At 33.9% G+C, this 12,956-nt stretch carries 13 protein-coding genes; 12 read left to right on the top strand and 1 reads right to left on the bottom strand.

Annotated elements, in window-relative coordinates:
• Positions 1–217: 217 nt before the first annotated feature.
• On the bottom strand, positions 218–769 hold the full coding sequence (gene def, locus LIX58_RS00735; protein WP_126565365.1) for a peptide deformylase: 552 nt from the start codon (positions 767–769) through the stop codon (positions 218–220).
• Between the two features lie 130 nt (positions 770–899).
• Between def and LIX58_RS00730 the strand changes: the two genes are divergently transcribed.
• From LIX58_RS00730 to auxB, 12 genes are all read left to right on the top strand, one after another.
• On the top strand, positions 900–1,526 hold the full coding sequence (locus LIX58_RS00730; protein ID WP_226386000.1) for a YkyA family protein: 627 nt from the start codon (positions 900–902) through the stop codon (positions 1,524–1,526).
• A gap of 170 nt (positions 1,527–1,696) precedes the next feature.
• A complete protein-coding gene (gene pdhA, locus LIX58_RS00725; protein WP_126565367.1) occupies positions 1,697–2,809 on the top strand; it encodes a pyruvate dehydrogenase (acetyl-transferring) E1 component subunit alpha in 1,113 nt (370 codons plus the stop codon).
• A 3-nt stretch (positions 2,810–2,812) separates the two neighbouring features.
• Entirely contained in the window at positions 2,813–3,790 is a 978-nt protein-coding gene (locus tag LIX58_RS00720; protein WP_103297106.1) for an alpha-ketoacid dehydrogenase subunit beta, read from the top strand.
• A 210-nt stretch (positions 3,791–4,000) separates the two neighbouring features.
• Positions 4,001–5,302, top strand: a complete 1,302-nt coding sequence (locus LIX58_RS00715) for a dihydrolipoamide acetyltransferase family protein (RefSeq protein WP_154837908.1) — start codon at positions 4,001–4,003, stop codon at positions 5,300–5,302.
• 3 nt (positions 5,303–5,305) lie between these two features.
• The gene (gene lpdA / locus LIX58_RS00710) at positions 5,306–6,712 is read left to right on the top strand and encodes a dihydrolipoyl dehydrogenase (protein ID WP_126565369.1); all 1,407 of its coding nucleotides are present in this window, start codon (positions 5,306–5,308) and stop codon (positions 6,710–6,712) included.
• 166 nt (positions 6,713–6,878) lie between these two features.
• Positions 6,879–7,154, top strand: a complete 276-nt coding sequence (locus tag LIX58_RS00705) for a UPF0223 family protein (protein WP_126565370.1) — start codon at positions 6,879–6,881, stop codon at positions 7,152–7,154.
• 173 nt (positions 7,155–7,327) lie between these two features.
• Complete coding sequence (locus LIX58_RS00700; RefSeq protein WP_126565371.1) at positions 7,328–7,867, top strand: helix-turn-helix domain-containing protein; 540 nt, start codon at positions 7,328–7,330, stop codon at positions 7,865–7,867.
• A 15-nt stretch (positions 7,868–7,882) separates the two neighbouring features.
• Positions 7,883–8,977, top strand: a complete 1,095-nt coding sequence (locus tag LIX58_RS00695; protein WP_226385999.1) for an ABC transporter ATP-binding protein — start codon at positions 7,883–7,885, stop codon at positions 8,975–8,977.
• A complete protein-coding gene (locus LIX58_RS00690) occupies positions 8,970–9,773 on the top strand; it encodes an ABC transporter permease (protein WP_126565373.1) in 804 nt (267 codons plus the stop codon). The genes LIX58_RS00695 and LIX58_RS00690 overlap by 8 nt, the downstream gene beginning before the upstream one ends.
• Before the next feature lie 5 nt (positions 9,774–9,778).
• Positions 9,779–10,591: an ABC transporter permease gene (locus LIX58_RS00685; RefSeq protein ID WP_154837904.1), complete on the top strand. Its 813-nt coding sequence runs from the start codon at positions 9,779–9,781 to the stop codon at positions 10,589–10,591.
• Positions 10,588–11,661, top strand: a complete 1,074-nt coding sequence (locus LIX58_RS00680) for an ABC transporter substrate-binding protein (RefSeq protein ID WP_154837902.1) — start codon at positions 10,588–10,590, stop codon at positions 11,659–11,661. The genes LIX58_RS00685 and LIX58_RS00680 overlap by 4 nt, the downstream gene beginning before the upstream one ends.
• 72 nt (positions 11,662–11,733) lie before the next feature.
• Positions 11,734–12,915, top strand: a complete 1,182-nt coding sequence (auxB, locus tag LIX58_RS00675) for a lipoteichoic acid stability factor AuxB (protein ID WP_154837900.1) — start codon at positions 11,734–11,736, stop codon at positions 12,913–12,915.
• Positions 12,916–12,956: the final 41 nt, after the last annotated feature.

Genomic DNA, 12,956 nt, shown 5'->3' with positions numbered 1-12,956 from the left:
TGATTAATTTCGTTCATTAGTTGAAAAATAGTATTAAACTATCTTGTCAGTTAATACTCATTTTACATTATGTATCTAAATAAATAAAGCAGTTTATATTTAGCCTGAAATTATATATAACTACTCATTTTACTGAAAGCTAGCATAAAAAAACGCCTAATATATTTTCAAAGAAAGCACGCTCCTTAAAAATATATTAAGCATATAAATGTATCAATTATACTTCTACTGAATCTGGTAATGGCGTTAATGGATGATCTTTATCGATATAATCGTAGAACATAATGCCATTTAAATGATCAATTTCGTGTTGGAATATAATAGCTGGGTAGCCTTTAAGTCTCAATTTAACTTCATTACCGTCGATATCGTAAGCTTTAATAGTCACTCTATAATGACGGTGAACTAGCCCTGGAATATTCTCGTCAACACTTAAACAACCTTCACCAGTAGGTAAATAAGCGTGTTGAACGCTATGACTCATTACTTTAGGATTTACTAACATATAGTCATATGATTTACCTTCACCATCATCTGGTAAATAAACAGCAATCATACGTTTAGAGACATTAATTTGAGGCGCAGCTAAACCTACACCAGAACGTAACCCATATTTTTTAGCAATTTCATCGTCTTGACTATTAATTAAGAATTCACGCATAGCACGTAATGTATTTTTATCTTCATCAGAGAGTGGTAGTTTTACTTCTTCAGCTTTCTCACGTAATGTAGGATGACCATCTCTTATAATATCTTTCATAGTTAACATGTCATACACCTTCCTTATAATAAAATATAACAGATTAGAGGTTGTTAAGTACATTATCTGATTTTATTTGATTTATAACTTATCTTTTTATAATATTACATTCGAATCACTACGAGGAGGATAACAATTAATGAAATTACGTAAAACACTTGCTGTAGCAGCCGCTTCAAGTATTTTATTAGCAGGTTGTACGACTGATAAAAAAGAAGTACGCGCTTATGATGATAATATTCAAAAAGCTTTTGAAAAAGAGCAAGGAATTACAAGCACAAGCAAAAAGCTAAATGATCTTGAAGTGAAAAAACAAGATTTATACAAAAAAGCAAACAGCAATAATGATGAAACACGTAAAAAAGCAGCTGATGACATTCTCGATAACATCAAACAACGAGAGAACACATTTAACGATGAAATTTCTACAATTGAAGATTCTGAGAAACAATTTAAAAAAGGACAATCTCATATTAAAGAAATAAAAAGTGATGATAAGCGAAAAGAAGTTAAGCAATTAGATGATGCGGTTAAAGATAAATATAAAGCGCATGATGATTATACTAAAGCCTACAAAAATGTATTAAATAAAGAAAAAGATTTATTCGAATTAATAAAACAAGATGGCATCACTCAATCTCAAGTGGATGAAAAAAATGACGCTTTAAATAAAGCACAAGATAATTTCAAAAAGAAATTCAAACACTATTCTAAAGCGATGAATACAGTAAATAAAGAAAAACAAGATGTCGATCAACTTTCATAGTATATCTATTAATACAGTAGTGTAATTGTCACTAATACAGTTTAAAAAATCTGTATCTTTTTTTAGTAATACAGAACTTTATTAAAATATTTAACAGTACAAATAAATTGTGGTACACTATGAGAGGATAAAATGAATTTCTATTATATGGGAAAGGTATGGTGAATTGAATGGCTCCTAAGTTACAAGCCCAATTCGATGCAGTAAAAGTATTAAATGATACTCAGTCGAAATTTGAAATGGTTCAAATTTTGGACGAAAATGGTAATGTCGTAAATGAAGACTTAGTACCTGATTTAACTGATGAACAACTAGTAGAATTAATGGAAAGAATGGTATGGACTCGTATCCTTGACCAACGTTCTATTTCATTAAACAGACAAGGTCGTCTAGGTTTCTACGCTCCAACAGCAGGACAAGAGGCTTCACAATTAGCTTCTCAATATGCTTTAGAAAAAGAAGACTTCATCTTACCTGGTTACCGTGATGTACCACAAATCATTTGGCACGGTTTACCTTTAACTGAAGCTTTCTTATTCTCAAGAGGTCACTTCAAAGGTAACCAATTCCCTGAAGGCGTTAATGCATTCAGTCCACAAATCATTATCGGTGCACAATACATCCAAACTGCTGGTGTAGCATTCGGTCTTAAAAAACGTGGTAAACAAGCTGTAGCTATTACTTACACTGGTGACGGTGGTTCTTCACAAGGTGACTTCTATGAAGGTATTAACTTTGCTTCAGCTTACAAAGCTCCAGCAATCTTTGTAATTCAAAACAACAACTACGCGATCTCAACTCCACGTAGTAAACAAACTGCTGCAACAACATTAGCTCAAAAAGCAATTGCAGTAGGTATCCCTGGTATCCAAGTTGACGGTATGGATGCTTTAGCTGTATATCAAGCTACTAAAGAAGCTCGTGAACGTGCAATTAATGGTGAAGGTCCAACATTAATCGAAACTATGACTTATCGTTATGGTCCACATACAATGGCTGGGGACGATCCAACTCGTTACAGAACTTCAGATGAAGACGCTGATTGGGAGAAAAAAGACCCATTAGTACGTTTCAGAAAATTCCTTGAAAACAAAGGTTTATGGAATGAAGATAAAGAAAACGAAGTTATCGAACGTGCTAAAGACGACATCAAGAAAGCTATTAAAGAGGCTGACAATACTCCAAAACAAACAGTTACTGATTTAATGGACATCATGTATGAAGAAATGCCTCAAAACTTAGCTGAACAATATGAAATTTACAAAGAGAAGGAGTCGAAATAAGCCATGGCACAAATGACAATGGTTCAAGCGATTAACAATGCGCTTAAAACTGAATTGCAAAATGACGAAAACGTATTAGTTTTCGGTGAAGACGTTGGTGTTAACGGCGGTGTATTCCGTGTTACTGAAGGTTTACAAAAAGAATTCGGTGAAGACCGTGTATTCGATACTCCATTAGCTGAATCAGGTATTGGTGGTTTAGCTCTTGGTTTAACTGTTGAAGGTTTCCGTCCTGTAATGGAAATCCAATTCCTTGGTTTCGTATTTGAAGTATTTGACTCAGTTGCTGGTCAAATCGCTCGTACACGTTTCCGTTCAGGTGGTTCTAAAGTAGCACCTGTAACAATCCGTGCACCATTTGGTGGTGGGGTACACACTCCTGAATTACACGCAGATAATTTAGAAGGTATCTTAGCTCAATCACCTGGTATCAAAGTAGTAATTCCTTCTGGCCCATATGATGCTAAAGGTTTATTACTTTCTGCTATTCGCTCTAATGATCCAGTTGTATATTTAGAACACATGAAATTATACCGTTCATTCCGTGAAGAAGTTCCAGAAGAAGAATATACAATTGACTTAGGTAAAGCGAATGTGAAAAAAGAAGGTAACGACATCACATTAATCGCTTACGGTGCAATGGTTCAAGAATCTGAAAAAGCTGCTGAAGAATTAGAAAAAGAAGGTTACTCAGTAGAAGTCATCGACTTACGTACTGTTCAACCTATCGATATCGATACTTTAGTTGCTTCAGTTGAAAAAACTGGTCGTGCTGTAGTAGTTCAAGAAGCTCAACGTCAAGCTGGTGTTGGTGCTACTGTAGCTGCTGAATTAGCTGAACGTGCAATTCTTTCATTAGAAGCTCCAATCGCACGTGTAGCTGCTGCTGACACAGTTTACCCATTCACTCAAGCTGAGAATGTTTGGTTACCAAACAAAAACGATATTATTGAACAAGCTAAAGCTACTTTAGAATTCTAATAATATCAATCAGTTTAATTTTAAAATGTTAGTTAGCATATAGAAGGTTAGTAAGTAAAATGTTTACTTTTTACTCTGTATGTCAATAGTTAAGTGTACATTAGAGATATAGGACATAATAATTGGATGATGTTTAACATTATTATGTCCTTGCTCTATGTTATAAATTTAATTTAATGAATGAATATAAAATCTTAGGAGGACAAGAACGTGGCATTTGAATTTAGATTACCCGACATTGGTGAAGGTATCCACGAAGGTGAAATTGTAAAATGGTTTGTTAAAGCCGGAGATACAATTGAAGAAGATGATGTATTAGCAGAGGTTCAAAACGATAAATCTGTAGTTGAAATCCCATCTCCTGTTAGCGGTACAGTAGAAGAAGTTGTAGTTGACGAAGGTACTGTAGCAGTAGTAGGTGACGTAATCGTTAAAATTGATGCACCTGATGCAGAAGAAATGCAATTCAAAGGTGGTCATGATGACGATGCTTCATCTAAAGAAGAAGCACCTGCTCAAGAGGAAGCTAAAGAAGAAGCTCCAGCAGCATCAGCTTCACAAGATGAAGAAGTAGATGAAAATAGACAAATCAAAGCTATGCCATCTGTTCGTAAATACGCTCGTGAAAAAGGCGTCAACATTAAAGCTGTAGCTGGTTCAGGTAAAAATGGACGCATCACTAAAGAAGACATTGATAATCATGTTAACGGTGGCGGTGCACAAGCAGCATCTGCTTCAAACGAAAGCGCAGCAGCAACTTCAACTGAAGATGCTTCAGCAGCTCAAACTCAATCAGTACCAGCAGGCGACTTCCCTGAAACTACTGAAAAAATCCCTGCTATGCGTAGAGCAATTGCGAAAGCAATGGTTAACTCTAAACATACTGCACCTCACGTAACATTAATGGACGAAATTGATGTTCAAGACTTATGGGATCACCGTAAGAAATTCAAAGAAATCGCAGCTGAACAAGGTACTAAATTAACATTCTTACCATATGTTGTTAAAGCACTTGTTTCTGCACTTAAAAAATACCCAGCACTTAACACTTCATTCAACGAAGAAGCTGGCGAAATCGTACACAAACATTATTGGAATATCGGTATTGCAGCTGACACTGAAAGAGGTTTATTAGTGCCTGTAGTTAAAAATGCAGACCGTAAATCAATCTTCCAAATTTCAGATGAAATCAATGAATTAGCTGTTAAAGCTCGTGATGGTAAATTAACATCTGAAGAAATGAAAGGTGCTTCATGCACAATCAGTAATATCGGTTCAGCTGGTGGACAATGGTTCACTCCAGTTATCAACCACCCAGAAGTAGTTATCTTAGGTATTGGCCGTATTGCTCAAAAACCTATCGTTAAAGATGGTGAAATTGTAGCAGCTCCAGTATTAGCATTATCATTAAGCTTCGACCACAGACAAATTGATGGTGCAACTGGTCAAAACGCTATGAATCACATTAAACGCTTATTAAATAATCCAGAATTATTATTAATGGAGGGGTAAAACATGGTAGTTGGAGATTTCCCAATTGAAACAGATACTATTGTAATCGGAGCAGGTCCTGGTGGTTATGTTGCAGCAATTCGCGCAGCACAATTAGGACAAAAAGTTACTATCGTTGAGAAAGGTAACTTAGGTGGTGTATGCTTAAACGTTGGTTGTATTCCTTCTAAAGCATTATTACACGCTTCTCACCGCTTTGTAGAAGCTCAACACTCTGAAAACTTAGGTGTAATCGCTGAAAGCGTATCACTTAAATTTGACAAAGTTCAAGAATTCAAACAATCAGTTGTAAGTAAATTAACTGGTGGTGTTGAAGGCTTATTAAAAGGTAATAAAGTTGAAATCGTTAAAGGTGAAGCTTACTTCGTAGATAACAACAGCTTACGTGTTATGGACGAAAAAAGTGCTCAAACTTATAACTTCAAAAACGCTATTATCGCAACTGGTTCTAGACCAATTGAAATTCCTAACTTCGAATTTGGTAAACGTGTTATCGATTCAACTGGCGCGTTAAACTTACAAGAAGTTCCAGGTAAATTAGTCGTTGTAGGTGGCGGTTACATTGGTTCAGAACTTGGTACTGCATTTGCTAACTTTGGTTCAGACGTTACAATTTTAGAAGGCGCTAAAGAAATTCTTGGCGGTTTCGAAAAACAAATGGTTCAACCAGTTAAAAAAGGCATGAAAGAAAAAGGCGTTGAAATCATTACTGAAGCAATGGCTAAAAATGCTGAAGAAACTGAAAATGGCGTTAAAGTTACTTACGAAGCTAAAGGTGAAGAAAAAACTATCGAAGCTGATTACGTATTAGTAACAGTTGGTCGTCGTCCAAATACTGACGAATTAGGCTTAGAAGAATTAGGCATTAAATTCGCAGATCGTGGATTATTAGAAGTAGACAAACAAAGCCGTACTTCTATCGACAACATTTATGCAATTGGTGATATCGTTCCTGGTTTACCACTTGCTCATAAAGCAAGCTATGAAGCTAAAGTAGCTGCTGAAGCTATCTCAGGACAAGCTTCAGAAGTTGATTACATTGGTATGCCAGCTGTATGCTTCACTGAACCAGAATTAGCTCAAGTTGGTTACACTGAAGCTCAAGCTAAAGAAGAAGGTTTAGATTTCAAAGCATCTAAATTCCCTTATGCTGGTAATGGTCGTGCATTATCATTAGACGATACTACTGGTTTCGTTAAACTTATCACATTAAAAGAAGATGGAACTGTTATCGGTGCACAAATTGCTGGTAATGGCGCTTCAGATATCATTTCAGAATTAGGCTTAGCTATTGAAGCTGGCATGAATGCTGAAGATATCGCATTAACAGTACATGCTCACCCAACTTTAGGTGAAATGTCTATGGAAGCTGCTGAAAAAGCAATCGGAATGCCAATCCACACTATGTAATATCTAGTCAATTAGACTATTTATTCAATAACAACACATCTTTAAAGGGTGGGACTATGAATTCACTTTAGAATTCATTGTTCCACCCTTTTTTTGAATATATAAGTGGTAAAAAGGGCATTAGTAAAGTATTGATAGTTATATTTTTTGAAAAGGAGGAGTGTATATGGAATATCAATATCCATTAGATCTAGATTGGACAAATGAAGAAATGGTTGATGTTATAGCATTTTTTAATAAAATAGAGAACTATTATGAACAGTCTGTTAATGGCGCTGACTTAATGGCTCATTATAAACGTTTTAAAGAAATCGTACCTGGAAAGGCGGAAGAAAAAACGTTATTCAAAGAATTTGAAGATAAAAGTGGCTATAACAGTTATAAAGCTGTACAAAATGTAAAGAATCACCCTGAACAACAAACGTTTAGTGGTAAAAACTAGTCACCTCTATAAATGACACAATTTTTACAATTAAATAGGTCTTAAAAAGATTTATTTTGAATAATTTTTATAAACCTATTGAAGTTAAAGCTGTATTTTGTTATTTTTATTAAGCATTAAACAAAATGTTTAATATTACTAAACATGATACAGCTTTTTTTAGGTGGTTAAATATGCAAATTGGTACTAAATTACGTAACTTACGACGTCAAAAGAACTTAACACAAGAAGAATTAGCAGAGCGTACTGATTTATCAAAAGGTTATATTTCGCAAATCGAAAGCCAACATGCTTCGCCAAGTATGGAAACATTTTTAAATATATTAGAAGTATTAGGAACATCACCAAGTGACTTTTTCAAAGAGAAATCTAAAGAAAAAGTGCTTTACACGAAAAATGATAGAACGATTTACGATGAATATGATAGAGGCTACATATTGAATTGGTTAGTTACAAACTCTAATGAATTTGAGATGGAACCACTGATCTTATCTATTAAACCAGGCGCTTCTTATAAACACTTTGAACCTTCTGAATCAGACACATTTATTTACTGTCTTGAAGGATGTGTCACACTCACTTTAGGAAAAGAACGATATCAAGCAAAAGAAGAAGATGTATTATATTTTAGGGCTAATGAAATTCATCAATTACATAATGAAACGGCAAATGAAGTTAAAATTTTAATTGTTGCTACAGCATCATATTTATAGAGGGGGAATATTGAAGTGGAGCCATTGTTATCATTTAAAAATGTAACGAAAGGTTACGATGATGTAACGATTCTAGATAATATGGATTTAGAAATAGAGTCAGGTCACTTTTATACACTACTTGGTCCATCAGGATGTGGTAAAACTACGATTTTAAAGCTAATTGCAGGTTTTGAACAACCGGATGATGGCGATATTATTTATTTAAATAAATCAATTGGAAACTTGCCTGCGAATAAGCGTAAAGTGAATACAGTGTTCCAGGATTATGCTCTATTTCCTCATTTAAATGTTTTCGATAATATTGCTTTTGGTTTGAAACTAAAAAAGCAATCTAAAAAAGAGATTAATCAAAAAGTTAAAGATGCGTTAAAACTAGTAAAATTATCTGGTTATGAACAACGTAATATCAGTGAAATGAGTGGGGGACAAAAGCAGCGTGTTGCGATTGCCAGAGCAATTGTGAATGAGCCTGAAATACTTCTACTCGATGAGTCATTATCAGCGCTAGATTTAAAATTGCGTACAGAGATGCAGTATGAATTACGTGAATTACAAAAGCGTTTAGGCATTACTTTTATCTTCGTTACACATGATCAAGAAGAAGCGTTAGCGTTAAGCGATTATATCTTTGTTATGAAAGATGGCAAAATCCAACAATTTGGGACACCAACGGATATATATGATGAACCAGTTAACCGTTTTGTTGCTGACTTTATAGGTGAGTCTAATATTGTTGAAGGCACAATGGTAAGAGATTTTGTGGTAAATATTTATGGACAAGACTTTGAATGTGTAGATGCTGGGATTCCAGCTAATAAAAATGTTGAAGTCGTCATCCGTCCCGAAGATATTTCATTAATTGAATCCGATAAAGGCTTATTCAAAGCAACAGTAGATTCAATGCTATTCAGAGGCGTGCATTATGAAATTTGCTGTATAGATAGGAAAGGCTATGAATGGGTTATTCAATCGACGAAAAAAGCTGAAGTGGGTAGTGAAGTGGGCTTATTCTTCAATCCTGAAGCGATACATATTATGGTGCCAGGAGAAACAGAAGAAGAGTTCGACAAACGAATCGAAAGTTATGAGGATATAGATCATGCGTAATCTCAATAAGATACTGATAATTCCCTATCTTTTATGGATGGTGTTCTTTATCATTATCCCTGTGATTTTGCTTGTTTATTTCTCTTTTACTGATGTAAAAGGACACTTCAGCTTTACCAACTATGAGCAAGTATTTTCATTAAAATATTTGAAAATGATGTGGGATTCTATATTTTATGCAGCGCTTATTACTATAGTCACATTGATTATCAGTTACCCAGCAGCTTATTTTATACGTACATCTAAAAATCAAAATCTTTGGTTACTGATACTAATTATACCAACTTGGATTAATCTATTGCTTAAAACATATGCCTTCATCGGTATTCTTAGTCATGAAGGAATGATTAATAAATTTTTAAACTTTTTACATATTCCATCGGCATCTATGTTATTTACGCCAGGTGCGTTTCTATTAGTAGCAAGTTACATTTATATTCCTTTTATGATTTTGCCAATTTTTAATAGTATGAAAGCAATACCTAATAATTTATTGCAAGCATCAAGTGATTTAGGTGCTAATCCTTTCACTACTTTTAGAAAAGTAATTATGCCGTTAACTAAAGAAGGTGTAATGACAGGTATTCAAGTTACATTTATTCCAGCATTATCACTCTTCATGATTACAAGATTGATAGCTGGAAATAAAGTTATTAATATTGGTACCTCAATAGAAGAACAATTCTTAGTTATCCAAAACTATGGCATGGGTTCAACAATTGCAATTGTACTTATCGTTTTTATGGCGTTTATATTAATTATTACTAAATCTAAATCAACAGATGGAAGAGGGTGAATTAAGTGAAGTGGTATGGAAAAATTTATATTGGACTCCTATTAATCGTCTTATACGTTCCGATATTCTTTCTAATGTTTTATTCATTTAATTCAGCTGGAAATATGATTCATTTTGAACATTTCACTTTGGAGCATTATCAAACGCTATTCCAAGATGACCGTCTAATGTCTATTATTTTTAATACGATTGCTGTAGCATTATTAGCTGCTGCTATTTCTACAATTATAGGTACATTTGGTGCGATTGCATTATTTTATTTAAGGAATAAAAAGTTCAAAGTGACATTATTAACGTTAAATAATGTATTAATGGTATCTTCTGATGTAGTCATTGGTGCTTCATTCTTAATAATGTTTACCGCTTTGGGTCATTTGACTGGACTTGGTTTAGGATTTGGTACTGTTCTTGCTTCACATATTGCATTTTGTATACCTATTGTAGTTATTGTTGTTTTACCTCAATTATATGAAATGAACAATAACATATTAAATGCAGCGCGTGATTTAGGAGCAACAGAATCTCAAGTCTTAGGAAGAATACTTATTCCTAATTTAATGCCAGCCATCATTGGTGGTTTCTTTATGGCTTTAACGTATTCATTAGATGATTTTACAGTCAGCTTCTTCGTAACTGGTAACGGGTTCAGCGTGTTATCAGTAGAAGTATACGCGATGGCGCGTAAAGGTATTAGTATGGAAATTAATGCAATATCTACTATTTTATTTGGCGCTATTGTCCTTGGAGTAATAGGCTATTACGCAATTCAACGTGCTGTAAAACGAAGACAAGCCTTTAAGCGAGGTGTACAGCAGTGAAACAATTTTTACAATTAATATTGGGTGCGTTAGTGATTGGTTTAATATGTTTAGGTATCAGCCATTGGTTTAAGTCACAAGATAATACAAACACTGGTGAAGAGATTTATGTTTATAACTGGGGAGAGTATATCGATCCTGATTTAATTAAAAAGTTTGAAAAAGAAACAGGTATCCAAGTGGTGTACGAAACATTTGATTCTAATGAAGCAATGGAAGCTAAAATTAGAAATGGCGGTACGCACTATGACGTTGCTTTTCCAAGCGAATATACGGTACAAAAATTAAAACGTGAAAATTTATTATTGCCTTTAGATCACAAAAAGATACCAAATATAAAAAATCTTGATTCTGATTATATGAACATGGCATATGATCCACATAACCAATATTCATTACCGTATTTCTTTGGTACGGTAGGTATTTTATATAATAAAAAAGCTTATCCGAATGAAAAGTTTGACAGTTGGAACGATCTATATCAACCAAAATATAAGAATGATGTATTGTTAGTGGATGGTGCGCGTGAAATTATGGGCTTAGCTTTAAATAAGCTAGGCTATAGTTTGAATGATAAAAATCCTGCACATATTAAAGAGGCTGAAAAAGACTTAAAAAACCTCACACCACAAGTAAGAGGTGTTGTAGGTGATGAAGTTACAATGATGCTCCAACAAAATGAAGGAAATATTGCAGTCGTATGGAGCGGTGTAGCAGCACCACTTGTTGAAGACGGAGATAAATATAACTACGTCATTCCTAAAGAAGGTTCAAACTTATGGTTTGATAACATGGTTATTCCGAAGACTGCACAAAATAAAGAAGGCGCATATAAATTTATGAATTTCTTATTGGATGCCAAAAATAATAAACAAAATACAGAGTGGGTAGGTTATGCAACTCCTAACAAAGCGGCTCGACAATTATTACCTAAAGAAGTAAGAGACGATCATCGTTTCTATCCTACCCAAAAAGAACAACAACGTTTAGAAGTTTATAAAGATTTAGGTCAAAAAACGTTAGGTGAATATAACGAGAGTTTCTTAAACTTTAAAATGTCGTTAAAATAGACTATAAATAGTAGTTATTTTATAATTAATTAGATATAATAATTTGACAAGTTAATTAAGGAGTTGTAATAAATGTCAGGAGAACGATACACGCAAATAAAACGGCCTGTGAGTCGTCTAACTGAAAAACTTTTAGGTTGGTTTAGTTGGATTTTCTTATTGATATTGACGGTTATTACAATGTTTATTGCACTCGTATCTTTTAGTAATGATACATCCATTCAAAATCTTGAAAACTCAATGAATAATAATGAGCTGATTCAACAAATTTTAGCTAATAATAGTTTAAATACTACACAATTTGTGATTTGGCTTCAAAATGGCGTTTGGGCAATTATTGTATATTTCATAGTCTGTCTATTAATTTCATTTTTAGCATTGATTTCTATGAATATTAGAATACTTTCAGGTTTTCTATTTTTAATTGCATCAATTATTACATTGCCTTTAGTATTATTATTCATAACGTTAATTATCCCGATTTTCTTCTTTATCATTGCGATTATGATGTTTGTTAGGAAAAGTAAAATCGAAACTGTTCCAGCTTATGGTCATGGTCCACAGTATCAACCGCGTTATAGTCCAAGAGATGATTATGAGGACGATAGACGTTATTACGAAGATGAACGTTATGACTATGAAGCACCACAATATGAAGAAGAATATGTGGCGCCTCCTCGTAAAACTAAAAAATCTGAACGTCGCACGCGTCGTAAACAAGCATATTATGACGATAGAGGTTATGATGAGAGAGATGATTATTATGAAGAGGAAAGACCTCATTCATATAGAGATGAACAAGATATAGTGAATGATGCTGAGGAAGATAAATATAGTCAATATCCTAAGCGTGCAGTCACTGAAGAGTATAATTCATCAGAAGAAGAAAATACATCCGGCGTACTCTCTAGACAAGCAAAATACAAACAAAAATCGAGAAAACAACCTCAGTATAATCCAGAGGCTGACTCACATATTCATGATGAAGCACCAGAATCAGTTGAAGCGGTACCTAAGGTAGATAAAAAAGAAGAAAAAGCGCAACGTAAAAAAGAAAAAGCTGAAATTAAAGCTAAGAAAAAAGAAAAACGTAAAGCTTATAATCAACGTATGAAAGAAAAACGTAAAAATCAACCTAGCGCTGTTAATCAACGCCGTATGAATTATGAAGAACGTAAACAAATTTTAAACAAAGACGAACAATATTCTGAAGACAATACATCGATGAATAATCAACATAAAGAAGATGAATAATTTTAAAGGATTGAGATACTTCATTGGTGTCTCAATCTTTT

It is taken from the genome of Staphylococcus sp. Marseille-Q1834 (genome assembly GCF_916858875.1).
In the GTDB taxonomy this organism is placed as follows: domain Bacteria; phylum Bacillota; class Bacilli; order Staphylococcales; family Staphylococcaceae; genus Staphylococcus; species Staphylococcus pragensis.
The sequence above is the reverse complement of the archived record's forward strand: the minus strand, read 5'-3'. Positions and strand labels throughout refer to the sequence as shown.